Source organism: Modestobacter muralis, assembly GCF_010682105.1.
In the GTDB taxonomy this organism is placed as follows: domain Bacteria; phylum Actinomycetota; class Actinomycetes; order Mycobacteriales; family Geodermatophilaceae; genus Modestobacter; species Modestobacter muralis.
The window spans coordinates 105,280-128,589 of sequence record NZ_JAAGWH010000041.1 but is presented as its reverse complement, the minus strand read 5'-3'; the positions used below and the strand labels follow the sequence as shown (position 1 = coordinate 128,589).

The window sequence follows — 23,310 nt, the reverse complement described above, 5'->3', positions numbered from 1 at the left end:
AGCGCAGACCACGCGGCACCCGCCTGATGACGGACACCCCGGCGTGGTCGCTGCCCCGTCACCGACCGGCAGCTCCGGTCCGCCGTCGTCGGCGGACCGCCGGGTACCCGCCGTCGCGGGCCCGGTCGTCGGTCGTTCCCCGGAGCGGCCACCGCGGCCGTGTCCGGACGACGTGCCGGCCGGCCCCGGCGGAGGGTGCGGCGCCCCGTTCCGGGGGCCGCGCCGGGCACGACAGAGGAGGAGTCCGTGGCTCGAACAGGCCAGCGCCAGACCGGCACCCGCCGGGGGCCGGCACGCGACAAGCGGCGCAGCCGTGAGCCCGCCGACGTCATGTCCCTGCTCGCCCGCGCCGTGCGCGAGGTCGAGGCAGCCGCCCAGCGCGGCCCGGTGACCCCCGGTGTGCGCACGAAGTTCCAGGTCGTGGCGCTGCTGGTGCGGGAGGAGCACGCCCGGGTCAAGGCCGCCACCGACCTGGGCGAGGCCCGCCGCGCCGAGCAGCTCAAGCGCCTCGACGGCATCGCCACCATCCTGGCCCGCACGGCGGTGCGCGACTCCGCGCTCTACGCCCTGCTGTCCGAGGACGCCGTGGTGCCCGAGTCCACCCTCCGGCTCAAGCGCGAGATGCTGCGCGACTCCGGCATCGAGGTCGCCGACGAGCCCGAGGCCCAGGCCGCGCCGGTCGCCGCCGCGGCCCCCGCCGCCGCCCCCGAGCGGGTCGTGCCGCAGTCGGTCATCTCCCGGCAGCTGGCCAACCCCTTCCTGGCGCCGGACTTCTCCGCCGTCCCGCAGGCCCCGCCGCGGCCGCGCCGGCTGGCCGGCTGGGAGCTGCTCGGCCCGCTGCTGAGCTCCTTCGAGCGGGCCGGCGCCGGCGACCCGGCGTGCATGCCGCTGCCGTTCCCCACCTCCCGGTTCACCCCGATGGGCCTGGAGCTGATGGCCCACCAGGGGCAGCTGGTCGCCGCGGCCGCCGCCGGGCACCGCACCTTCCTGCTCGCCGACGAGCCCGGCCTGGGCAAGACCGCCCAGGCGCTGCTGGCCGCCGAGGCCGCCGGCGCCTACCCGCTGCTGGTCGTCGTGCCGAACGTGGTCAAGACCAACTGGGCGCGCGAGGCGGGCCGCTGGACCCCGCACCGCCGGGCCACGGTCATCAACGGCAACGGCGACACCCTCGACGGGTTCGCCGACATCGTGGTCGTCAACTACGAGGTGCTCGACCGGCACGTGGGCTGGCTGGGCGACTTCGGCTTCCGCGGCATGGTCGTCGACGAGGCGCACTTCATCAAGAACCGCACGTCGCAGCGCTCACAGCACGTGCTGGAGCTCTCCGAGCGGATCCGCTCCCGCAGCCCACGCCCGCTGCTGATGGCGCTGACCGGCACGCCGCTGATCAACGACATCGACGACTTCCGGGCCATCTGGCAGTTCCTCGGCTGGATCGACGACGGCAAGCCCCTCGGCGAGCTGATGGACGCCCTGGAGGAGACCAACCTGACCCCGGCCGACCACGGCTTCTACCCGGCCGCCCGCCGCTGCGTGATCGGGCAGGGCATCGTCCGGCGGCGCAAGGTCGACGTGGCCGCCGACATCCCGGCCCGCCGGATCGCCGACCTGCCCGTGGAGCTCGACGGCGCCGCCGGCCGGTCGATCCGCGCCGCCGAGCGCGAGCTGGCCCGCCGGCTGGTCAAGCGCTACGAGTCCGCGCTGGCCGCGCGCGAGTCGGCCACCGAGGTCGAGGGCATCGACGAGTCCCTGGTGCGCCAGGTGGCCCGCTGGGAGCAGAAGGACGCGACCTCGGCCAAGGCCGGGGAGAACGTGTTCTCCATGATGCGGCGCATCGGTGAGGCCAAGGCCGGCCTGGCCGCCGACTACGCCGCGCAGCTGGCCCGCAGCGCCGGCAAGGTGGTGTTCTTCGCCAAGCACATCGACGTCATGGACACCGCCGAGGAGACCTTCACCAAGCAGGGCGTGCGGTTCTCCTCCATCCGCGGTGACCAGACGCCGGGTGCCCGCCAGCGCAACATCGACGCCTTCGTCAACGACCCCGACGTCGCCATCGCGGTCTGTTCGCTGACCTCGGCCGGGGTGGGGCTGAACCTGCAGGTCGCCTCCAACCTGGTGCTCGCCGAGCTGTCCTGGACCGACGCCGAGCAGACCCAGGCCATCGACCGGGCGCACCGGATCGGGCAGACCGAGCCGGTCACCGCGTGGCGGATCATCGCCGCGCAGACCATCGACGCCCGGATCGCCGAGTTGATCGACAGCAAGGCCGGGCTGGCCGCCCGGGCGCTGGACGGCTCCGACGAGGAGGTCGGGTCCTCCGCCGACGTGCAGCACGAGGCGCTGGTCGCGCTGCTGACCGACGCCCTGGCCTCCCGGGTCTGAGCCGGCGGCGGGTCGCGCGGGCGACTCGCCGCCGGGGATCGTCACGGATCGGCAACGGTGGTCATCGTCAGCCGGTCCGGCCGGTCGGCACGTCCCCGCAGGGGAGCCCGTACACCCGCCGCAGTCGCCACCCACCGGGTCGGCCCGGCTGCGCTCGCACCCCTCGGAGCACCGCCACCCATGCAGCCCCGCGTCACCCGTTCGTCCCGCCGTGCGCCCGCCGGGGCCCTGCTCGGCACCGCGGTGACCGGCGCGGTGCTGGTCGCCGTCCTCGCCGGCACCGGGGTCGCCGGCAGCCTGACCGCCGCGACGGCCGCTCCGGAAACCGGGCCGGTCAGCGTGGCCGAGCAGGTCGGCCTGGCCGGGCGGGCCGCGCCGGTGGACCCGGCTCGCGGCCTCGCGCCCCTGGAGCAGCTGGCCGCCAGCCGCAGCAGCCGTGAGGCCGCGCAGACCGCCGCCCAGCAGGCGCAGGCCGCCGCCGACACCGCCGAGCTCGAGCGCCGGCGGGTCGAGACCGAGACCGCCGCCCGGCTCGCCGCGGAGGCCGAGGCAGCGGCCGCCGTGAAGGCCGAGGCCGAGGCCGAGGCGCAGGCCGAGGCCACGGCTGCGGAGGAGGCCGCCGAGGCGGCTTCGGCGGCCGAGGCGGCTGCGGAGGAGGAGCCCGAGGCGGCCGCGCCGGCGGCTGCCCCCGCCCGCCGGACGACGGCCGCGGCGGCGACCGGCGCGGTCAGCGCAGCGGTCGCCCGGATCACCAACCGCGCGGGCAGCGTCGCGCCGCAGGTGCAGGCCGCCGCCGACCAGGTCGTGTCCGCGGTGCCCGGCGCCGCCGGTCTCACCCTGGGCGGCACCCGGGCCAGCGCCGCCGACCCCGGCGGCCACCCGTCGGGTCTCGCGCTGGACTACATGGTGCTCACGAACGCCGCGCTGGGCGACGCGATCACCCGGTACCTCATCGAGCACTGGTCCGAGCTCGGCGTCGCCTACGTGATCTGGGAGCAGCGGATGCTCAGCTCGCCCGGTGGGTCGTGGAAGCAGATGGAGGACCGCGGCGGGGTGACGGAGAACCACTTCGACCACGTGCACGTCGACTACCGCTGAGGTCGCGCACCGCGGTTGGTTAGCCTCCCCGGGTGACCGACGTCCTCGCGGTCGACGTGCTGCCCGAGGGGCTGACCACGCCGGTCCTGCTCCTGGTGCTGCTGGCCGGCCTGACCGCCGGGTTCGTCGACGCCGTGGTCGGTGGCGGCGGGCTCATCCAGCTGCCGGTGATGCTGCTGGTCCCCGGGCTGAGCCCCGTGCAGGCACTGGCCACCAACAAGCTCGGCGCGATCCTCGGCACGACCACCAGCGCGGTCACCTTCTACCGGCGGGTCCGGCCCGACCTGCGCACCGCCCTGCCGATGGCCGGCATCGCACTGGTGGCCAGCGCCGGCGGTGCGTCGATCGCCGCACTGCTGCCGACCGCGGTCTTCAAGCTGGTGATCGTCGTCGCCCTGGTCGGGATCGGGGCCTTCACGCTGTTCCGGCCCGCGCTGGGGGAGGTGACCGCGCTGCGGCACACCGGCCGCCGCCACCACGGCGTGGCCGCCGGCGTCGGCCTGGTCATCGGCTTCTACGACGGGGTGCTCGGCCCCGGCACGGGCTCCTTCCTGGTCTTCGCGATGGTCTCGCTGCTGGGCTACGACTTCCTCGCCGCCAGCGCCAAGGCCAAGATCGTCAACTGCGCGACCAACCTCGGTGCGCTGCTGTTCTTCATCCCGCACGGCTCGGTGTTCTGGGGCCTGGGGCTGCTGCTGGGGGCGGCCAACATCGTCGGCGGCTACCTCGGCGCGCGGACGGCGACCACCCGGGGCAGTCGCTTCATCCGGGTGTTCTTCCTCGTGGTGGTCACCGTGCTGATCGCCCGGCTGGGCTGGGACGTGTGGACCGAGGAACTGCGGCCCCGGCTCTGACCGCGGCGCGGGTCAGGGACGCCGGGTGGCGCGGACGACGACGTCGTCCAGGGTGCGGCCGTGGCCGTGCGCGCCGGGAAGGGTGCGCTGCAGCTCCGCGGCGGTGACCACCGTCCACTCGGCGTCGTCCAGCCGGGCGGTGACGGCGGCGGCGGTGACCGACGCCTCGGCGGGCGGGCCGTCCCCGTGGCCGTGCTCGCCGTGGCCGCCGTGCCCGTGGGTGTGCAGGTGACCGACGACGAGCAGGGTCCCGCCGGGCGCCACCCAGGAGGCGAGGCGGGAGTAGAAGTCGAGCTGCGGGACGGCCGGGTGCGCGTAGTGGGTCGTCACCAGGTCGAACGTGCTGTCCGGCGTCCAGACGCCGAGGTCGGCCTCGACCCACCGCACCCGGTCCTCGGCACCGGCGGCGGTGGCCCGGTCCGCGGCCAGGGCCAGTGCCTCGGCCGAGATGTCGGCGGCCGTCACCTGCCAGCCGTGCGCGGCGAGCCACAGCGCCTCGGCGCCCGCGCCGCAGCCGGCGTCCAGGGCCGTGCCGGGCACGAGGTCGGCGAGCTCGCGGGCCAGGTACGGGTTGGGCGGGTTGCCGGCCATCGACCCCGTGCCACCGGTCCGGTCCTGCCAGTGCTGGTCCCAGTAGTCCTTGTCGAACCCGTGCGTCATCGCGGCTGCCCCTCGTCCGTGTGCCTGCGGTGACTGTGCAGCGCGACGGGCGCAGTCGCAAGCATCCTTGCTGGTCTAGCAAAGAGGCGCTTCGCCAGGACGCCGGTCGGCTCCGCCACGGCAGCGCGACGGCGAGCGCAGTCGTCGACACCGGCGCGGCGTTCGTCGTCGACGGCGGGTGCGTCGCGTGCTGAGCGACCTCGGGCCGCGCGGGAGGCGCGGCGACGGCAGGATGGCCCGATGACCGACACGCGCCCGTACGACCTGGTCCTCTACGGCGCGTCCGGATTCGTGGGCCGGCTGGTGGCCGCCCACCTCGCCGAGCAGGCGCCGCCGGGCACGCGGATCGCGCTGGCCGGCCGGTCCCGGGAGCGGTGCGAGGCGGTCCGGCGCGAGCTGCCGGGCGCCGCGCGGGACTGGCCGGTGCTGACCGCCGACTCCGGCGACCCGGCGTCGCTGGCCGCGCTCGCCGGGCAGACCCGGGTGCTGGTCAGCACGGTCGGGCCCTACCTGCGCCACGGCCTGCCGTTGGTCGAGGCCTGCGCGCGCGCCGGCACGCACTACGCCGACCTCACCGGGGAGGTGCTGTTCGTCCGGCGGGCCATCGACCGCGTCGACGCGATCGCCCAGGAGACGGGGGCGCGGATCGTGCACGCCTGCGGGTACGACTCGATCCCCTCCGACCTCAGCACCCTGCTGCTCGCCGAGCGCGCGGCCGCCGACGGCGCCGGCCCGCTGTGCGACGTCCGGCTGGTGGCGACCGCCCGCGGTGGCTTCAGCGGGGGCACGATCGACTCCGCCCGCGCCCAGATCGAGGCCGTCGGGCAGGACCGCGCGCTGCGCCGGGTGGTCGGCGACCCGTTCGCGCTCAGCCCGGACCGGGCGGCCGAGCCGGACACCCGGCAGCCACGGGACGCCGCACCGCCGACCCGTACCGCTGACGGCCGATGGACGGCGCCGTTCGTGATGGCGTCGTTCAACAGCCGCATCGTCCGGCGCAGCAACGCGCTGCAGGGCTGGCGGTACGGCCGGTCGCTGAGCTACGGCGAGGTCATGGGCACCGGCCGGGGGCCGGTGGGCGCGGCGACCGCGCTCGGCACGACCGCGGCGCTGGCGGGTGCGTTCGGGGCGCTGTCCTTCCCGCCGGCCCGCGGGGTGCTCGACCGCCTGCTGCCGGCTCCCGGCACCGGCCCGAGCGCGGCGACCCGGGAGAGGGGCTGGTTCCGGATGGTCGTCGACGCCACCACCGGGGACGGCCGTCGCTACCGGGCGACCGCTGCCGGCCGGGGCGACCCCGGCTACGCGGCGACCGCGGTGATGCTCGGGCAGAGCGCTCTCGCGCTCGCGCTGGACGGTGACCGGCTGCCGGCCCGTGCGGGCTCGCTCACCCCGGCCACCGCGCTGGGCGGGGTGCTGGTCGAGCGGCTCCGGGCGGCCGGCCACACCTACGAGGTGGTCGCGGTCGACGCGGCGGAGGGCGGTCGCGGCTGACCGGGCCGGTCAGGCGCCGGTGTCGCGGTGCCGGCGGTGCCGGACGGCACGGGCGCGGTTGCCGCACGCGGCCGAGCACCACTCACGCCGCGGGTGGTCCTGGACGAGTGACCGGACGCGATCTGCGGGGCCACCCACGAGGTCTCCGGGCCGGCGGGGGCGCAGGCCTCCACCACCGACCTGCCCGACGCCCGCGTCGAGCTCCTCGACGGCGGCCACGTCCTGCTGGAGTCCCACCTCGACCAGGTCGCGGCGTCGATGCGGGACTTCCTGGCCGAGGTCGCCGCGCGCTGAGGGAACCGGCCCGCGCCCTCAGCGCGACCCGGCGGTGGACGACGGCGGGGTGTCGCCGTCCTGGGGGGTCGGCCGGGCGCCCGCGTCCTCCCGGGACGACCCGGGAGCGGGGGAGTCCTCGGGCGGGCGTCCGGCCGGGGGCGTCGTCCCGCTCTCCGGTGCGACGGCGAGCGTGGCCAGCTGGGCGCGGACCGCCTCCGCCTCGGCGACGGCGTGGTCGCGGGCCTCCTCGGCGCGCAGCCGGTCGCGGCGGCTCTCCTCGGCGTGCCGCTCGGCGCGCTCGGCGCGGGCCTCCTGCATCTCGGCCCGCTCCGCCTCGGCCGTCGTCCGGGTCTCGGCCGCCCGGGCGCGCTCGTCGGCGGCTGCGGTCTCCAGCCGGGCGGTCGCCTCGGCCAGCTCCGCCCGGCCGACCGCCTGTGCCGCGGCGGCCCGCGCGGCCTCGGTCTCCGCGTGCGCCGCGCGCTCGGCCCCCAGCGCCCGGTCGCGCGCCGCCTCGGCCGCGGCTGCCTGGTCCCGGGCTGCCGCGGCGTCGGCTGCGGCACGGTCGCGCGCCTCGAGTGCCCGGGTCGTCTCGGTGCGCGCCGCCGCGGTCTCGCCGGCCGCCGCGTCCCGGGCGCGCTCGGCGTCCCGCCGTGTGGCCTCTGCCGCGTCGGCGCGCGCTCCGGCTGCGTCCGCGTCGGTGCGCGCCTGCGCGGCCGCTGCCCCGGCGGAGGCCGCGGCCTCCTCGGCGGCGCGGGTCTGCTCCCGCGCTGCGGCTGCGTCGGCCCGGGCGGCCGCCGCGTCGGCTCGGGCGGTCCCGGCGTCGGCCTGCGCGGCTGCTGCCTCGGCGTCGGCCCGGGTGGCCGCCTCGAGCGCCTCCCGCGTCGCCTTCTCCGCGACCGCCCGCACCCGGTCGGCGAGGGCAGCACGCTGGTCGGCCTCGGCGATCTCCCGCCGCGCGTCGGTGCGGACCGCGGCGCGCTCGGCCTCCAGCAGCTCGGCGTCCGCTGCCCGGGTGAGGGCCTCGCGGGCGCGGTCGACCTGCTGCTGGATGTCGGTGAGGGTCTGCCGCAGCTGGTCGGCGACCTCGGTGAGGGTCACGTCGGTGCGAGCCGGGGGCGCTGCTGCCGTGCCCGGTGCGCTGGTCGCGCGACCGGTGGCCTCGGCGCGGCGGGCGGCGAAGGCGGTCGCGCGGTTGTGGCCGGGGAGCTCGCAGTACGACGAGCGACCGCCGGTCGGCGGCGGCGGGGCCACCGGGCGCTCGCAGTGGGGGTAAGCGCAGGTCGCTGCTTCCGCGGTCACCACTGCATTGTGCACTCGTTCGTCCGACTCAGGACGGTGAACGAACGAACGACCGCTCGTCAGACACAGGAGTCGATGCAGCGAAAACGAATTGGAGCACTCCATAATCAACTGTTATGGAGTCCATCGCGGAGCAGTCGGTGTCGGTCGACCGGACGGTCCGTGCGGTCGTCGTCTGGGGCCCGGAGACGCTCAGCGAGGCGCAGTCGGACGCGCACCCCGCCGACGGGGGACTGGTGCTGCCCGGCGACGTCGAGTCCGTGGGCCGGTACCTGGACGCGGCCAAGGCCGACTCGACGCGGCGGGCCTACGAGGCGGACTTCCGGGCCTGGGCGGACTGGTGCGCCCAGCGCGGCTTCACCCCGCTGCCCGCGGCCGACGCGGCGGTGGCGGCCTACCTGGCCGCGCTCAGCGACGCCGGCGCCAGCCCGCGCACCATCGCGCGGCGACTGTCGGGCATCGGGCACGCCCACCGGGAGGCAGGGCACCCCAGCCCGTCGGAGCACCCCGGCACCCGCGAGGTGCTGCGCGGCATCCGGCGCGCCGCAGCCCGGAACGGGCGCCGTCCCAAGAAGGCCCGGGCGCTGGACACCCAGACGATCCGGGCGCTGGTCGAGGACCTGCCCGACGGGGTGGCAGGCCTCCGGGACCGGGCGATCATCCTGACCTCGTTCGCGCTGGGCCTGCGGGCCTCGGACGCCTGCGGGCTGGACGTGACCGACCTCGCCCCGGCCGGGCACGGCGGCCTCGACGTCACCGTCCGGTTCTCCAAGACCGACCAGGAGGGCGCCGGCGAGGTGCTGGCGCTGGCGCCCGGGGTGCGGGTGCAGACCTGCCCGGTGCGCGCCCTGCAGGCCTGGGTGGACGCCGCCGGGCTGGAGTCCGGGCCGCTGTTCCGCAGCGTCGGTCGGGGCGTGACCCCGCGGATCGGCAGCACCCGGATGGCGCGGTCCTCGGTGCGGCTGGTGCTGCTGCGGGCGGCCGAGCACGCCGGCGTCCCGCTGGAGGGTCTGAGCCCGCACAGCCTGCGCCGGTCCTTCGCCACCGAGGGCTACAAGGCCGGGGTCAGCGAGCGCGAGCTGGCCCGCACCGGCCGGTGGGCGTCGGTGACCACGCTGCGCGGATACGACGCCAGCAGCCGCTGGGCCGCCCCGGCGTCCGCCCGATTGGGGCTGTGACCCGGGTGGTCAGCGACGGTCGGCGCCCCCCGGCGTCCACCTCGACATGTGAGGCAGGCGGTCAGCGACGGTCGGCGCCTCCGGGCGTCCGCCTCGGCGGGGCGGTGACGAGGGCGGTCACCGGCGGGCGTCGGCCCGGGGAGCAGCAGGTTCCGGGACGACTGCGGCCGGTGGCTCCACCGGCTGGTCCCCGGTCACCCCGAGGGCGCGCACCCGGGCGGCGATCGAGGCACCGGCCGACCGCACCAGGCGTCGCAGCGGTGCGACCGCGCGGGCCAGGGCCCGGCCCAGCCGCGCGGCCGCCCGCTCGACCACCGCGGTCGCCGCCCGGAGTCGGCGCACCGCCGGCCTGATCCGGACCGCCACCTGCCGCGCCCACCGCCGGACCACCAGCACCAGCGGCCGGCTGCGGCGCACCAGCCAGCGCCCGGCCCGGCCCAGTCCGCGCGCCATGGCCAGGAACACCCGCCGGTTGAGCCACGCCCACACCCGGCGCAGCCCGCGCAGCGGTGGGGCCAGCGCCCGCAGCAGCCAGCGGCCCAGCGGTCCCAGCGCCCGGACCGCTGCCCGGAGGGCGTGGCCGACCCCGCGGGCCACGGCCGACGTCCCCGCGTCGACGGTGGCGAGCAGCCACAGGCCGGCCCGCCCCAGCGCCTGCAGCGCGAGCCAGGCCATGGCCAGCGGCCACACGAGGGCGCGCCCCGGCCAGGTGGGCGTGGGGTGCTGCGGGTTCTCGCTGGGGGAGCGGGACACGTCGACCTCCGGCTGGCTCGCCGGGACAACGTGCCGCCGTCGTGTCCGGGTTCCCGCACCCCGGCCGCCGGACGCGGGTTCGGTCACCCCACACCGCACCCGGCCGGCCGCGGCGACCAGTGGTCACCGGGCCGGCGGGGGCAGCCGGGTCAGGGCGTGGCGTCCACCGGGACCTGGGGCCCGGCCGCACCGCGGCGGCGCCGCGCCAGGAGGGTGAGGTGCCCGCTGACCGCCACGTAGTAGACGAGGTAGCCCACCGACACGGCCACCACCAGCGGGTCCACGTCCGGGTACTCGACGAGCAGCAGCGCGTACGTGCCGATCCAGACCGCGCTCAGGGCCAGGCTCAGGGTCCGCAGCGTCCTGGTCCGCGACGGGTACAGGTAGTGCACCGGCACGAACACCAGCACCGAGCAGACCACCAGGACGGCGGCGACGGTGCCCCGGCCGAGGTCGAGCACGACGACGTAGAAGGCGACCACGTTCCAGTAGCTGGGGAAGCCGAGGAACGCGTGGTCCTCGGTCTTCGCGTCCGCCCGGCAGAACTGGTAGCAGGAGGCCATCAGCGGCAGGGCGGCGAGCACGTACCCCGGCAGACCGTCGGGCAGCGCGCCCGACGTCCAGAGCAGGACGACGGGGGCGAAGACGTAGGTCAGGTAGTCGACGATGTCGTCGAGGCGGGCCCCGTCGAACCAGGTGATCGTCTCCTTGACCCGTGCGGCGCGGGCCAGCATCCCGTCGGTGCCGTCGATGACCAGGGCCACCAGGCCGATCCACAGGGCGGTGACCACCTCGCCGTCGATGGCGGCGAGCACGATGAGCAGCGCGAGCACGGAACCGCTCGCGGTGTAGACGTGCACCGCCCAGCCTGCCAGGCGTCGGCCCAAGGAGAACACCTCTGTGATCGGGGGTGGGAGGGGCGGCAGCCCAGCGGGCGCCGTCGCCCCATGACCTTTCCACGTATGCGGCTGCCCGGCTGCACGGCGTCCGTCGCGTCGCGGTGCCCGCGCCGGGGCGGGTGGCAGTTCGACCCGGCACAGGGCACAGTGACCCGACTCCGTCGACCGCACCTGGAGAGCCCGTGGACACCCCCACCCAGCAGGGCGACCGCTCCCTCACCGACTTCGGCTACAACCAGCAGCTGGACCGCCGGATCGGCCGGTTCTCCAGCTTCGCCGCCGGGGTCAGCTACATCTCCATCCTGACCGGCACGTTCCAGCTCTTCTACTTCGGTGTCGGCGCCGGCGGCCCGGCCTACGTGTGGTCCTGGCCGATCGTGTTCATCGGTCAGCTGATGGTCGCGCTCTGCTTCGCCGAGCTGGCCGCGCGCTACCCGATCGCCGGGTCGCTCTACAACTGGACCAAGCGGCTGGGCAGCCGGACGACGGCCTGGATGGCCGGCTGGATGATGCTGACGGCGTCCATCGTCACGCTGTCGGCGACCGTGCTGGCCTACCAGATCACGCTCCCGCAGCTGTGGTCCGGCTTCCAGGTGGTCGGCGACGGCACGGGCACCTACGACGTCGCGGTCAACGCCGTCGTGCTGGGCAGCGCGCTGGTCCTGTTCACGACCCTGGTCAACGCCTTCGGGGTGAAGCTGATGGCGCGGATCAACAGCGTCGGGGTGTTCATCGAGCTGATCGCGGCCGTGCTGATCATCGTCATCCTGGCCTTCTCCGCCGTCCGCGGGCCCGTCGAGGTCCTGACCGAGACCGCCGGCCGGGGCGAGGGGCAGTCACTGGGCTACCTGGGGGCCTTCCTGGTCGCGGCGCTGGCGTCGGGCTACGTCATGTACGGCTTCGACACCGCGAGCTCCATGGGCGAGGAGACGATCGACGCCCGCCGGACGGCGCCCCGGGCGATCATCCGGGCCATCACCGCCTCGTTCCTGCTGGGCGGGCTGATCCTGCTGTTCGGGCTCATGTCGGTGCAGGACCTCACCGACCCACAGCTGTCGTCGTCCACCGGCGGGCTGCAGTACGTGCTGCTGTCGGCGGCCGGGGGCGGGCTGGGCAAGGTCTTCCTGGCCTCCATCGCCGTGGCCATCACGGTGTGCTGCCTGGCCGTGCACACCGCGACGATCCGGATGATGTTCGCGATGGCCCGGGACAACAACCTGCCCTTCGCCGCGCGGCTGGCCCGGGTCGACCCGAAGCGCCGGACGCCGGTCCTGCCGGCCGTCCTGATCGGCGTGCTGGCGATCGCCGTCCTGGTGGTCAACATCCGCCAGCCGCAGGTGTTCACCGCGGTCACCAGCATAGCCGTGGTGATGATCTACGTCGCCTACCTGCTGGTCACGGTGCCGATGCTGCTCAGCCGGCTGCGCGGCCGGTGGCCGCTGCCGGCCGACGACGACGGTCCCCGGCACTTCTCGCTGGGCCGCTGGGGCCTGCCGGTCAACGTGCTGGCCGTCCTGTGGGGCGGTGGCATGGCGCTGAACCTGGCGTGGCCGCGGCGCGAGGTCTACAACGCCACCGAGCCCCACCACTGGTACCTGCAGTGGGCCGCGTTCGTCTTCATCGGCGCCATCGCCGGGATCGGGCTGGCCTACTACGTGCTCCGGCAGCGCCACCGCACCGGCGTGCTGGCCGACCACGCCGCCTGAGGCGCGGAGGCACGGCGGGCGGGACCGTCAGCCGCGCAGCAGGTGCAGCAGTGCCGCGGCGTAGGCCTCGGCCGGTTCGGGACCGTTGAAGCCGGTGGTCACGCCCCCGACCCGGAGCGTGACCCGGTAGCCGTCGCCGGTCGGCGCCAGCCCGGCGAACGCCTCGCCCAGCAGCTCGCGGAGCTGGTGCTCGGCCGGGACCCACAGCGTCTCGGACTTCTCGACGGAGTCCAGCGCCCACTCGGTGGTGCCGTTGAAGCCGATCACCGGGCCGCCCGGGAACTCGTGCACCTCGACGGTCATGTCCGACAGCACGAACACCTCGTCGTCCATGTCCCGGCCGGCTATGACGAAGCTGTCACCGCGGGCCGGGGTCCACGGCAGGCCCGCCTCGTGCAGGGCGCGGGCCGAGGCGATGGAGAGCACGCCCCCATCCTCCGCCTCCCGCGCGTCGTCGCCCTCAGCCCGGGACCCAGGTGTCCTTGGCGCCGCCGCCCTGCGAGGCGTTGACCACCAGGTCACCGGCGGCCAGGGAGAACCGGGTCAGGCCACCGGGCAGCACCACCGTGCCGCCGTCGGTGCAGAAGGCGTAGGGCCGGTAGTCCACGTGCCGCGGCGCGAGCCGCCCCCCGACGACGGTGGGGTGGGTCGACAGCGCGACCGGCTCCTGGGCGACCCACTCCCCGGGGGCGGCCAGGACCGCGGCGCGGGCCTGCTCCAGCTGGTCGGCGGTGGCGCGCGGGCCGATCAGGATGCCCCAGCCGCCCGAGCCCGACCGCGGCTTGAGCACCAGCTCGGGCAGCCGGTCGAGCACCCCGGGGAGCACCCCCGGGTCGCCGAGGTCGTACGCCGGCTGGGACCGCAGCAGCGGCTCCTCGCCCAGGAAGTGGCGCACCAGGTCCTCGACGTAGGGGAAGGTGCGCTTGTCGTCGGCGACACCGGTGCCGAAGGCGTTCACGACGGTGACCGTGCCCGCGCGCAGCGCCGGGAGCAGCAGCTGCCCCAGCTCGTTGGGCCGGCCGTCGTCGTCGGTCAGCCGCTCCTCGCTGGTGCGCCGCCACAGCAGGTCGACCCGGCGTCCGTCGGGCAGCAGCAGGTCCTCGCCGCGGGCGGTGAGCTGCGCGGGCAGCACCACCGGTGCCCCGACCATCTCCCCGAACCGGTCGATCTCCCAGGACACCGCGCTGCGGGGACCGTCACCGAGCACGGCCACCACCGGGTCGGGGACGTCGGTGGCGTCGGCCAGCATCCGGCGCATCGCCACGGCGGCGGCCTCGCGCACCGGGACGGGGGCGGGCTGCACGTCCAGCCGCGGCGCCACCAGGTCGCGGGCGGCCAGCGCGTAGGCCAGCAGCGACGGCGTCCGCACGTTGTCCTCCAGGACGACGAACTCCCCGTCGGCGCCGCGAACCAGGTCGGGCCCGGCCATCCCGATCCACCGCCGCGGGGTGGGCAGGCCGGGGGCGAGGTAGCGGTTGGTGACGAGCACCGCGGCCGGGACGACGCCGGCGCGGACCGACTCACGCGGGCCGTGCGCGTCGGCGACGAACGCCTCCAGCGCCCGCAGCCGCTGGTCCACCCCGGCGGCGATCGCCGCCCACTCGCGGTGCTCGAGCACCCGCGGCACCGGGTCGACGGTGAAGGCGTGCGCCTCGCCGGCCGGGCCGTGCTCCAGGCCGAGGTCGGCCGCCGCGCGGGCGACGTCGTCGGCCAGCGCGGCCGGGCCGTACGCGCGGACCGCCTGCAGTGCCGCGGCCGCGTGCGGCCGGTCGCCGCCTTCGGGCTGCAGCGCCTCGTCGAGGCTCGTGGTGCTCACGCCGCGGTGGCCCGGCGTCCGGCCGCTGCCTGCTCGGCGACGGTCAGCGCGGCGCGGGCCACCCAACGGCCCTGCCCGGGGTCGGTGACGTCGAACCCGAAGGGCGCGTTGGCCTCCAGCGCCACCAGGCGTCCGCCGGGCTCGATCAGCACGTCGACGCCCATGAGGCCCCCGCCGAGGGACGCGACCATGCGCTGGGCCAGCTGCGCGAGCTCTGGCGAGGCCTCGTACACGCGTGGGTAGGTGGTGCCGTGGGTGACCAGTGCGCCCTCGTCCCGGGACTTCTCGTAGACCAGCGAGGTGGTGGTGGGGGTGGCGAAGACGCGGGCGCACGCGGGCTCGGCGATCCACTCCTGCAGCAGCGACGTGCCGCGGCGGTGACCGCCGGCCGCCTCGTCGGCCCGCCAGCCGTCCTCGACCCGGCGCGCGGCGTCGAGGTCGGCGACCAGCTCGATGTAGCGCGCCCCGTCGCCGAGGGAGGGCTTGAGCACCATCTGCCGACCGGGCATCGGCCAGTCGCGGACCTCCGCCAGGTCCCACGCCGCCGGCTGCGGCAGGCCGGCGGCGGCCCACACGGCGTGGGTGACGAGCTTGTCGGCCGAGGCGACCAGGGACGCGACGGGGTTGAGCAGCGGGACGCCGGCGGCCTCGAGCAGGGTGGCCAGGGCGAAGGTCGGCGCGTAGGCCACCACCTCCTCGACCAGCACGTGGGCGATCGCCAGGTCGTAGCGACCCGCGGGAGGGCCGGTGACCGGCCAGTCGGCGGGCACCCGGGCCAGCCGCTCGACCTCGGCGCCCTCGGCCTCCAGCGCCCGCACCCACGCGTCGGCGTAGCCGGCGTTCTCGTACCAGTCGACGTCGGTCATCACCAGCAGCACGCGCACCACGCCACTGTCCCTGCCCGCCGCGTCCCGCGCAGCACGGACGCAACACGTGTGACACCGCGGCCGACACACCCCGGTCCTAGCGTGCGGGTGCATGACGCAGACGCTGTCCGGCCGCCCCGCCGACGGACTCGACGGGCTGGACGGGCTCGACGGCCGCTCGGCCGCAGCGCGGCGGCGGCGGTACACCGCGGAGCTCGCCGGTGCCCTGCCACCGAGCGAGCCGTTCGAGGCCTGGCGGGCGTCCGGCGGTGAGCTGGCGCCGGACTTCGCCCGGCTGCCGGCGCGCACCGGGCTGTGGTCGCCGGTGGAGGGCCTGCCGGCCGGGGCGGCCGGTGCCGCGGCGTGGCCGGCCCGGCGCACGGTGCGGCGCGCCCGCTGGCGCCGGTGGCTCACGGGTACGACCCCACCGGCCCCGCGCCGCACCCCGGTCCGGGTCACCGGGGTGACCACGGCCGGTGGCGTGGAGGTGCGCGACCTCGTCGTCGGGGACGGCTGGTCGGTGCGGGCGCGGCTGCTGCTGCCGGTGCCCGCGGCCGGGGTGCGCCGCGACGTGCCGGTGTACCTGCTGCAGTCCAGTCACGGTCCCTGGGCCGAGGCGGCGCTGGCCCGCGGGTGGGGTGCCTGCCTGGTGTCGGCCGCGGACGGCGACGACGACACCGAGGCCGTGGAGCGGGCGTTCCCCTCGCTGGTCGCCGGGCGGCTGGCCTGGCGGGCGTGGGCGCTGTCCCGGGTGCTCGACGCGCTGACCGACGCACCGGGCGTGGACGCCCGCCGGGTGCTGGTCGGCGGGCACAGCCGCAACGGCAAGACCGCGCTGCTGGCCGCCGCCACCGACGACCGGTTCGCCGGCGTGGTGTCCAGCTCCAGCGGCGTGCTCGGCGCCGTCCCGGCCCGGTTGTGCACCGACCGGCACTTCGGTGAGGGGGTCGAGCTGCTGACCCGGTACTACCCGGGCTGGTACCACCCGGGGCTGCGCTGGTTCGCCGGGCGCGAGCACCGGCTGCCCACCGACTCCCACGAGCTGCTCGCACTGGCCGCACCCCGGCCGGTGTTCGTGTCGGTGGCCGTGGCGGACCCGGTGGAGCGCGTCCCGGCCGCCCGCGCCGCGGTCGACGCCGCCCGGGAGGCCTTCACCCTGCTGGGCCGGGGCGACGCGCTGGAGCTGGCGCTGCGGCCCGGTGGGCACCGGGCCGACGAGTCTGCGGTGGCCGCCCAGCTGGACTGGGCCCAGTCGGTCCTCGGCGGTCCGCCCCGCCGCCGCGTGCCCGCGCCCGTGGTGCCGGCACCGCTCGTCTGGCCGGCCGACCGGGTGCGACCCGGCCCGCGGCCGGTCCGCGGTGCGGAGCTGCGCGGCGCCGTCCGCGTGGCCCTGGGCCGGGCCGGGCGCCCCGTCGTGCCGGTGCCCCGCGCAGCGGAGCAGGGGCTGCAGACGGCGGACGGCGTCCCGGTCACCGTGCTGCGCCCGCCGGACGGCGGGGACGGGCGGGGGCTGGTGCTGTGGCTGGGCCCGCCCTGCGCGGCGACCGGGTGGCAGGCCGGCTACGAGCAGGCCGAGCCGCTGCCCGCGCAGCTGGCCGCGGCCGGCTGGTCGGTCGCCTGCGCCGACCCGGTGGGCAGCGGTCCGCGCTACGGGGAGCAGCCCGGCCGGGGGTCCTCGCCGCTGGGCCGGATGACCGCCGACGCGGGCGCGGTGGCCGCGGTCGCGGCAGCGGCGACCGGGCACGACCGGGTGTGGCTCGCCGCCTACGGAACCGGGGCGCTGGTGGCGCTGCACGTGCTCGCCCTGGGCGCCGGCCCGGGCGAGGTGCCGGTGGCCGGTGCGGTGCTGGTCGCGCCCAGCTGCGGCGAGCCGCTGCTGCGGACCCGCCCCGACTACACCGTGGCCGACCTGCTCACTGCTGCGGCCGACCGCCCGACGGTCGTGTTCGACCCGGCCTGGGACCCCGAGACGCCGGCCGGGGCGCTGGCCGCCGCCTGCCGCGCCGCCGGGGTGCCGCGGGTGCCGCTGGTCGACTGGCACCGGCTCTCCGGCGCGACCCGGCTGGCGGTGCTCGACTGGCTCGACGAGCACGGCCCGCGACCCGCGCCGGTCTGATCCGGGGGCGTCCCGGCGCGGTCGGCGGCGGCCGGTCACTTCATGGCCGCGCACGACCCCGAGCTGGTCATCCGGACCGTCCGGGAGCTGCTGGACCGGTGACCGGAGGGGCCGTGTTGGATGCGTGCACCAACTGCCCTCGTCCGACTGGAGCACCCGCACATGACACGCATCGACGGTAGGACCGCCGTGGTCACCGGCTCGGGCAACGGGATCGGCCGGGCCATCGCCACGGCGTACGCGGCGGCCGGCGCGCACGTGGTCGTCTCCGACGTGCTCACCGACGACGGCGAGCGCACCGTCGCCGAGATCACCGAGGCAGGCGGGTCGGCGGTGTTCGTGGCCGCCGACGTCGCGGTGCCCGATCAGGCCGCGGCGCTGATCGCCGCCGCCGTCGACCGCTTCGGTGGGCTCGACGTCCTGGTGAACAACGCCGGCGGGGGCGGCGCGCAGCTGCGGCTGCACGAGGTGGAGCCCGCGGACTTCGACCGCGTGATCGCGGTCAACCTGGGCGGGACGTTCCTGTGCAGCAGGTACGCAATCCCGCACTTCCTGGCCGCCGGCAGCGGCGCGATCGTGAACATCGCCTCGACCTACGGGCTGATCGGCGCCCCCAAGGCGCCGGCCTACTGCGCGTCCAAGGGCGCGATCATCAACCTGACCCGCCAGCTGGCCGTGGACTACGGGCCGGACAACATCCGGGTCAACGCCATCTGCCCCGGCTACATCGACACCGGCCTGGGCCGCCGGGGGCCGACGCTGAGCGAGGAGGACTTCGCCGCGGCGACCGCGGTGCGGGAGCGGGCCGCCGCCCGGCAGCCGCTGGGCCGTCAGGCCCAGCCCGCCGAGGTCGCCGCGGTGGCGCTGTTCCTCGCCTCCGACGCGTCGTCGTTCATGACCGGCTCGATCGTGCCCGTCGACGGCGGCTGCACCACCACGTTCAACTACGGCGACGCCAGCAACTAGGCGCCGCGGCCGGGCACCGGGAACACCCGGTGCCCGGCCGGAGCGCATCGCGTGCGCGATCGACACGCGCACGTCACAGCGTGGCCCTAGCCTCGGCCTGCATGACGACGTCCGCCGCAGCGGGGAGCGCCGAGCGCAGCGAACTCAAGCGCTCGATCACGGCCAGGCAGCTGTACTTCTACGTCGTCGGCGACGTCCTCGGCTCCGGCATCTACGTGCTGATCGGCCTGGTGGCCGCCGCCGTGGGCGGGGCGTTCTGGATGGCGTTCCTGGCCGGGGTCGCGGTCGCCGCCGTCACCGGCCTGGCCTACGCCGAGCTGGTGACCAAGTACCCGCAGGCCGCCGGCGCCTCGCTGTACGTCAACAAGGCGTTCCGGCGTCCGGTGCTGACCTTCTTCATCACCATCTGCATGCTCTCGGCCAACATGGCCGCCGTCGGCTCGCTGGCCTCGGGCTTCGTCCGCTACTTCGCCGGCGTCGTCGGGATGTCCGAGGACGCTGTCATCCCCACCCTGCTGATCGCGCTGGCCTTCATCGCGGTCATCACGGTGATCAACCTGATCGGGATCAGCGAGTCGGTCGGGCTCAACGTCGTCCTGACGTTCATCGAGCTCAGCGGCCTGCTCCTGATCATGGTCATCGGCGTGATCGCCCTCGTCCAGGGCATCTCCGACCCCGCGGTGCTCCTGGAGTTCAGCGGTGAGGGCAGCAAGGCCATCGCCGTGGTCTCCGGCGTCTCGCTGGCCTTCTTCGCCATGACCGGGTTCGAGAACGCGGCCAACGTGGCGGAGGAGACCATCGACCCCTCGCGGGCCTTCCCGCGGGCGCTGATCGGCGGCATGGTGACCGCCGGTGCGGTCTACGTGTTGGTCTCCCTCGCCGCCGCGCTGGCCGTGCCGATCGAGACGCTGTCGGGCAACACGCTGCTGGAGGTCATCCGCGCCGACCTGCTGCCTGTCCCGGTGGACGTCATGCTCGTCGTCTTCGGCCTCATCGCCATGGTCGCCATCAGCAACACCGCGCTGGTCACCGTCGTCGCCCAGTCCCGGATCCTCTACGGGATGGCCCGCGAGGACGTCGTCCCCGGGGTCTTCGCCAAGGTCCACCCGACCCGCCGCAGCCCCTACGTGGCCCTGCTCTTCGGGGTCTGCGTCGTCGGCTCACTGCTGGTGATCGGTGCGGTCATCCAGTTGACCGGCTCCGAGCTCGACGTCGTCGACCGGCTGGCCACCATCACCGTGGTGTTCCTGCTCTTCATCTACGCGCTGGTCATCGTCGCCTGCCTGAGGCTGCGGGGCAGCGACGAGACCCCGGACACCTACCGGGCGAGCACGCCGCTGCTCTACCTGGGCATCGTCGGCAACCTGGTCGTGCTGGTCTACACCCTCTACGACGACCCCGGGTCGCTGTTGTGGGTGGCCGGACTGCTCGCCCTCGGCGTCGTCCTGTACCTCGCCGAGCGCGTCAGCACGGGGCGCCGGCCACCGGCCGCCGTCACCACCGAGACCGATGGGAGGGCGTGAGCGTGCACGTCGTCGTCGCCACCGACGGGTCGCAGGCCTCGCTGGCCGCCGCCGAGCAGTTCCAGCAGATCGCCGACGGCCGGGAGATCACCGAGGTCACCGTGGTCGCCGTCGTGAGCCCGTACGCCGCGGTGCCCTTCGCCAACGAGCTCCCCGGGCGCCGCAACGCCGAACCGACCGACATCAGCTTCCAGGCCGACGCCGCGGCCGCGGTCGACGTCGTGGCGGCGGTGTTCGACGGCTGGGGCCCCACCGTGCACCGGCGGGTGCGCAGCGGCTCGCCCGCCGCGGAGATCATCCGGGCGGCCGAGGAGGTCGGCGCCGGGCTCATCTCCCTGGCGTCGGGCGGGCGCGGGCTGACCGCGACCATCCTGCTGGGCACCACCGCCGCGCGGGTGCAGCACTCCGCGCCCTGCCCGGTGCTCGTCTGCCGGCCCACCCGCACCGCCCCGACCGGCGCCGCGCCCCCGGTTTGACCTGGCCGCTCCGCAGGGTCGCCGACGGGGCTTCCCCGTGAGGGTCGCTCCTGGGACCGTTGTCCTGCCCGGGCGGTCCCTCCGACCGCCCCCGGCGGAGGGAGCCAGCCGTGGCCCGGTCACCTGCCGTCCCACCTCGCCCCGGCCTGGTCGCGCGCCGTCGATCAGGTGCCCCTGCGGATCGCGCCGCGCACGCGGTGGTGATCGGCGGGAGCATGGCGGGTCTGCTCGCCGCCCGGGTGCTGGCCGACCACTTCCCGCAGGTCACGGTGGTGGAACGGGACGAGCTCCCGGACGGCGCGGACGCCCGGCGGGGGGTGCCGCACGGGCGTCAGCTGCACGTGCTGCTGGCCCGCGGCCGGCAGAGCATCGAGGCGCTGTTCCCCGGGTGGGGCGGCGACCTGCTGGCGGCCGGGGCGGTCCTGCTGCAGCTCCCCGGCGACGTGCAGATGCTGACACCCGCCGGCCTGGTCGACCGGCGCGCGGTCGGCTTCGAGGCGCTGTCGGCCAGTCGGCCGCTGATCGAGGCCACCGTGCGCCGGCGGCTGTGCGCCCTGTCCGGTGTCACGCTCGTCACCGGACGTCAGGTGACCCGGTTGCGGGCCGACGACCGTGGCGTCGTCGGGCTGGTGACCCGGGACCGCGACGGCGCCGAGGCGGAGGTCGACGCGGACCTCGTCGTCGACGCGTCCGGACGGGGCTCGCGTGCCCCGGCGTGGTTGACCGAGCTCGGCTACGGGACGCCCCGGCTCATCCTGATCGACCCCCAGCTCGCCTATGCGACCCGGACCTACCGGGTGCCCGAGGGGCTCACCGCCGACTGGAAGGCGGCGATGGTGCTGGCGCAGCCACCGTCGAGCCGGATCGGCGGGTACCTCTACCCGGTCGAGGGCGGCCGGTGGATGCTGGCGCTGATGGGCGCCGGGGGTGACCACCCGCCCACTGACGACGCGGGGTTCACCGCCTTCGCGCGCCGCCTGCCCCACCCGCTCATCGCCGAGGCGATCGCCGACGCCGAACCGCTCGGCCCGGCCGTCGCCCACCGGGGGACGACGAACCGGCGGTGGGAGTTCCACCGCATGCAGCGCTGGCCGGAGCGGTTCGTGGTCCTCGGCGACGCGGTCTGCGCCTTCAACCCCGTGTACGGGCAGGGCATCACGACCGCGGCCCTGGGTGTGGAGACGCTGGACGAGTGCCTCCGCGGCCAGCGTCGCCGGTTCCCCGAGGGTGGGCTGGACGGCCTCGCCGCGCGGTTCCAGCGACGCCTGGCGCGGCGGAACGTGCTCCCGTGGTCGGTCTCGACGAACCAGGACACGTGCTTCCCCGCCGCCGGCGGTGCGCGGCCAGGAGTCGCGGCGCGGCTGCAGTACGGCTTCCTCGACCGGGTGCTGGCTGCCGCCACCTGGGACCCGGCGGTGGCTGACGTCGACATCCGGGTCTACGGCATGCTCGATCGGCCGACGGCGCTGCTGCGCCCGCACGTCCTGGCCGCGGCCGCCCGGACGTCGGTGACCGACCGGCGGGAACGCCGTCCCGGGTGACCCCTCGGGGCCGGCGCTGTCGGGAGGACGCCGGGCGGCCAGTGGCAGGGTGGAGCTCATGAGCAGCTCCTCTCCCGTCGTCGTGGTGACCGGCGCCAACGGACTCGTCGGCGCGGCCGTGTGCCGCGCCCTGGTTCAGCGGTCGGCGCAGGTGCGCGCCGTCGTCCGGCGCGCGGGCACCGCACCCGTGCTCGACGGGGTCGTCGAGCACGTCGGCGACTTCGCCGACGAGGCCTTCGCCGCCACGGTGGTCTCCGGCGCCGACGCCGTCGTCACGACGGTGCACCCGATGGGCTCACCCCGGGACGTGCAGCACCGGGTGGCCGTGGAGGGCACGCCGGTCCTTGCCCGTGCGGCCCGCGACGCAGGCGTCGACCGGTTCGTGCACCTGTCCACGGCCGGGGTCCACGACCGCTCGGCCGGCGTGGGCGACATCGCCGAGGACGGCATGCTGCTCCCGGAGGGCAGCGGCGACTACCCCGACACGAAGTACGCCACCGACGTCGCGCTCGCCGAGGTCGGTGGTCTCACCACCGTGCTGGTCCGCCCGCCGGCGATCACGGGGGCCGGGCCGACGTCGGTCTGGAACACGCTGCGACCGGAGGAAGCCCGCACCGGTGCGCGCCGGGAGAACCCCGCCAGGTCGTGGGCGTGGGTGCACGTCGAGGACCTGGCGGCACTGGTCGCCGACCTCGCCACCGGCGCGATCGCGACCGATGAGGACCCGGAGCAGGGGCCGGTGGCCGGCAGCACGACCGCCGTCCTGGTCGCGGGCGAGCCGGCGACGTGGGGGCACTACCTCGGCACGGTGACCGACGCCCTGGGTGTCGAGCCGAACTGGACCGACGAGCCGGTGTGGACCGGGCAGCTGCGCACCGACCGGGCGCGCCGCTGGGGCTGGACGCCGCGGGTGAGCCTGGCCCAGACGATGGACGAGCTGCGAGCGGGCCTGACGCGCAGCTGACCTCCGGGCGGCCGGTGCTTGGATGCGCGGGACGAGCACCTCGCTCCCGCGACTGGAGCACCCGCACACGACACGCATCGACGGCAGGACCGCCGTGGTCACGGGCTCGGGCGACGGGATCGGCCGGGCCATCGCCTCGGACCTGGCGGCCGCCGGCGCGGACGTGGTCGTCCGTGGCCCGGGAGTCGATGAGGGTCAGCGAGCCGAGACCGGCGATCGGACCGAGGATCACCGCCAGTGCGGCACAGGTGACTCGTCCCCGTGGGAGAAGAAGCCGACCAGCTCCACGCGCCGGCGGGCGGGGCGACGGTGCCGAGTGCGGCGATGAGAGTACGACGACAGCGGTGCCGACACTGCTCCCGACCTCCTGCGCGGGGTCCTTGAGCGCGGCGCCCAGGGAGGTGCGGTCGTTCGGCAGGCGCTGACGATCGTGACCGCGCAGATGG

General features: G+C 76.0%; 21 protein-coding genes. 13 read left to right on the top strand and 8 right to left on the bottom strand.

Annotated features, from left to right (window positions below; translation table 11 throughout):
- The first annotated feature begins 246 nt into the window (after nucleotides 1-246).
- The 3 genes from GCU67_RS15140 (at nucleotide 247) to GCU67_RS15130 (ending at nucleotide 4,334) form a co-directional block, all read left to right on the top strand.
- Nucleotides 247-2,382: an SNF2-related protein gene (locus GCU67_RS15140; protein WP_163612035.1), complete on the top strand. Its 2,136-nt coding sequence runs from the start codon at nucleotides 247-249 to the stop codon at nucleotides 2,380-2,382.
- 180 nt (nucleotides 2,383-2,562) lie between these two features.
- The gene (locus tag GCU67_RS15135; RefSeq protein ID WP_163612034.1) at nucleotides 2,563-3,480 is read left to right on the top strand and encodes a VldE C-terminal domain-containing protein; all 918 of its coding nucleotides are present in this window, start codon (nucleotides 2,563-2,565) and stop codon (nucleotides 3,478-3,480) included.
- A gap of 32 nt (nucleotides 3,481-3,512) precedes the next feature.
- Complete coding sequence (locus GCU67_RS15130) at nucleotides 3,513-4,334, top strand: TSUP family transporter (RefSeq protein WP_338105038.1); 822 nt, start codon at nucleotides 3,513-3,515, stop codon at nucleotides 4,332-4,334.
- A 12-nt stretch (nucleotides 4,335-4,346) separates the two neighbouring features.
- Here GCU67_RS15130 and GCU67_RS15125 read toward each other — a convergent pair whose 3' ends face one another.
- Nucleotides 4,347-4,994, bottom strand: coding sequence for a class I SAM-dependent methyltransferase (locus tag GCU67_RS15125; RefSeq protein ID WP_163612033.1), 648 nt, complete (start codon nucleotides 4,992-4,994; stop codon nucleotides 4,347-4,349).
- Between the two features lie 240 nt (nucleotides 4,995-5,234).
- On the opposite strand from GCU67_RS15125, the gene GCU67_RS15120 reads away from it, so the two are divergent.
- Nucleotides 5,235-6,485, top strand: a complete 1,251-nt coding sequence (locus GCU67_RS15120) for a saccharopine dehydrogenase family protein (RefSeq protein ID WP_163612032.1) — start codon at nucleotides 5,235-5,237, stop codon at nucleotides 6,483-6,485.
- 9 nt (nucleotides 6,486-6,494) lie between these two features.
- Here GCU67_RS15120 and GCU67_RS23070 read toward each other — a convergent pair whose 3' ends face one another.
- Nucleotides 6,495-6,623, bottom strand: coding sequence for a CGNR zinc finger domain-containing protein (locus tag GCU67_RS23070; RefSeq protein ID WP_420846360.1), 129 nt, complete (start codon nucleotides 6,621-6,623; stop codon nucleotides 6,495-6,497).
- Nucleotides 6,624-6,797: 174 nt separating this feature from the next.
- A complete protein-coding gene (locus GCU67_RS15115; protein ID WP_163612031.1) occupies nucleotides 6,798-8,060 on the bottom strand; it encodes a hypothetical protein in 1,263 nt (420 codons plus the stop codon).
- A 116-nt stretch (nucleotides 8,061-8,176) separates the two neighbouring features.
- Here GCU67_RS15115 and GCU67_RS15110 point away from each other — a divergent pair, with 116 nt between their 5' ends.
- The gene (locus GCU67_RS15110; RefSeq protein ID WP_246215158.1) at nucleotides 8,177-9,238 is read left to right on the top strand and encodes a site-specific integrase; all 1,062 of its coding nucleotides are present in this window, start codon (nucleotides 8,177-8,179) and stop codon (nucleotides 9,236-9,238) included.
- Between the two features lie 117 nt (nucleotides 9,239-9,355).
- Here the strand turns inward: GCU67_RS15110 and GCU67_RS15105 are convergent, their stop codons facing one another.
- Entirely contained in the window at nucleotides 9,356-9,991 is a 636-nt protein-coding gene (locus tag GCU67_RS15105; protein ID WP_163612030.1) for a hypothetical protein, read from the bottom strand.
- 149 nt (nucleotides 9,992-10,140) lie between these two features.
- Nucleotides 10,141-10,887 (bottom strand): CDP-alcohol phosphatidyltransferase family protein, encoded by a 747-nt coding sequence (locus GCU67_RS15100; RefSeq protein WP_420846359.1) that lies wholly within the window; start codon nucleotides 10,885-10,887, stop codon nucleotides 10,141-10,143.
- A gap of 185 nt (nucleotides 10,888-11,072) precedes the next feature.
- On the opposite strand from GCU67_RS15100, the gene GCU67_RS15095 reads away from it, so the two are divergent.
- Nucleotides 11,073-12,596 (top strand): amino acid permease, encoded by a 1,524-nt coding sequence (locus GCU67_RS15095; protein ID WP_163612028.1) that lies wholly within the window; start codon nucleotides 11,073-11,075, stop codon nucleotides 12,594-12,596.
- Nucleotides 12,597-12,623: 27 nt separating this feature from the next.
- Here GCU67_RS15095 and GCU67_RS15090 read toward each other — a convergent pair whose 3' ends face one another.
- The 3 genes from GCU67_RS15090 to GCU67_RS15080 are packed head-to-tail and all read right to left on the bottom strand — an operon-like array spanning nucleotide 12,624 to nucleotide 15,299.
- Nucleotides 12,624-13,022, bottom strand: coding sequence for a pilus assembly protein CpaE (locus GCU67_RS15090; protein ID WP_163612027.1), 399 nt, complete (start codon nucleotides 13,020-13,022; stop codon nucleotides 12,624-12,626).
- Between the two features lie 34 nt (nucleotides 13,023-13,056).
- Nucleotides 13,057-14,412, bottom strand: coding sequence for a circularly permuted type 2 ATP-grasp protein (locus GCU67_RS15085; RefSeq protein WP_163612026.1), 1,356 nt, complete (start codon nucleotides 14,410-14,412; stop codon nucleotides 13,057-13,059).
- Complete coding sequence (locus GCU67_RS15080; RefSeq protein WP_163612025.1) at nucleotides 14,409-15,299, bottom strand: ATP-grasp domain-containing protein; 891 nt, start codon at nucleotides 15,297-15,299, stop codon at nucleotides 14,409-14,411. The genes GCU67_RS15085 and GCU67_RS15080 overlap by 4 nt, the downstream gene beginning before the upstream one ends.
- 91 nt (nucleotides 15,300-15,390) lie before the next feature.
- Here GCU67_RS15080 and GCU67_RS15075 point away from each other — a divergent pair, with 91 nt between their 5' ends.
- The 7 genes from GCU67_RS15075 (at nucleotide 15,391) to GCU67_RS22505 (ending at nucleotide 23,192) form a co-directional block, all read left to right on the top strand.
- Entirely contained in the window at nucleotides 15,391-17,394 is a 2,004-nt protein-coding gene (locus GCU67_RS15075; RefSeq protein ID WP_163612024.1) for a glucuronyl esterase domain-containing protein, read from the top strand.
- 162 nt (nucleotides 17,395-17,556) lie between these two features.
- Nucleotides 17,557-18,360, top strand: coding sequence for an SDR family NAD(P)-dependent oxidoreductase (locus GCU67_RS15070; RefSeq protein WP_163612023.1), 804 nt, complete (start codon nucleotides 17,557-17,559; stop codon nucleotides 18,358-18,360).
- 101 nt (nucleotides 18,361-18,461) lie between these two features.
- Nucleotides 18,462-19,883 (top strand): APC family permease, encoded by a 1,422-nt coding sequence (locus GCU67_RS15065; RefSeq protein WP_163612022.1) that lies wholly within the window; start codon nucleotides 18,462-18,464, stop codon nucleotides 19,881-19,883.
- Complete coding sequence (locus GCU67_RS15060; RefSeq protein ID WP_211661428.1) at nucleotides 19,880-20,359, top strand: universal stress protein; 480 nt, start codon at nucleotides 19,880-19,882, stop codon at nucleotides 20,357-20,359. The genes GCU67_RS15065 and GCU67_RS15060 overlap by 4 nt, the downstream gene beginning before the upstream one ends.
- 110 nt (nucleotides 20,360-20,469) lie before the next feature.
- A complete protein-coding gene (locus tag GCU67_RS15055; protein WP_338105037.1) occupies nucleotides 20,470-21,900 on the top strand; it encodes an FAD-dependent oxidoreductase in 1,431 nt (476 codons plus the stop codon).
- A gap of 58 nt (nucleotides 21,901-21,958) precedes the next feature.
- Nucleotides 21,959-22,864, top strand: a complete 906-nt coding sequence (locus GCU67_RS15050) for an NAD-dependent epimerase/dehydratase family protein (RefSeq protein WP_163612020.1) — start codon at nucleotides 21,959-21,961, stop codon at nucleotides 22,862-22,864.
- Nucleotides 22,865-22,886: 22 nt separating this feature from the next.
- Entirely contained in the window at nucleotides 22,887-23,192 is a 306-nt protein-coding gene (locus GCU67_RS22505) for an SDR family NAD(P)-dependent oxidoreductase (RefSeq protein WP_163612019.1), read from the top strand.
- Nucleotides 23,193-23,310 lie beyond the last annotated feature (118 nt).

What these genes read in the sequence shown, in the direction of transcription:
- GCU67_RS15050 (WP_163612020.1), top strand. Translation starts at nt 21,959, where the DNA reads ATGAGCAGCTCCTCTCCCGTCGTCGTGGTGACCGGCGCCAACGGACTC.
- GCU67_RS15070 (WP_163612023.1), top strand. Translation starts at nt 17,557, where the DNA reads ATGACACGCATCGACGGTAGGACCGCCGTGGTCACCGGCTCGGGCAAC.
- GCU67_RS15135 (WP_163612034.1), top strand. Translation starts at nt 2,563, where the DNA reads ATGCAGCCCCGCGTCACCCGTTCGTCCCGCCGTGCGCCCGCCGGGGCC.
- GCU67_RS15120 (WP_163612032.1), top strand. Translation starts at nt 5,235, where the DNA reads ATGACCGACACGCGCCCGTACGACCTGGTCCTCTACGGCGCGTCCGGA.
- GCU67_RS15125 (WP_163612033.1), bottom strand. Translation starts at nt 4,994, where the DNA reads ATGACGCACGGGTTCGACAAGGACTACTGGGACCAGCACTGGCAGGAC.
- GCU67_RS15075 (WP_163612024.1), top strand. Translation starts at nt 15,391, where the DNA reads ATGACGCAGACGCTGTCCGGCCGCCCCGCCGACGGACTCGACGGGCTG.
- GCU67_RS22505 (WP_163612019.1), top strand. Translation starts at nt 22,887, where the DNA reads ATGCGCGGGACGAGCACCTCGCTCCCGCGACTGGAGCACCCGCACACG.
- GCU67_RS15065 (WP_163612022.1), top strand. Translation starts at nt 18,462, where the DNA reads ATGACGACGTCCGCCGCAGCGGGGAGCGCCGAGCGCAGCGAACTCAAG.
- GCU67_RS15110 (WP_246215158.1), top strand. Translation starts at nt 8,177, where the DNA reads ATGGAGTCCATCGCGGAGCAGTCGGTGTCGGTCGACCGGACGGTCCGT.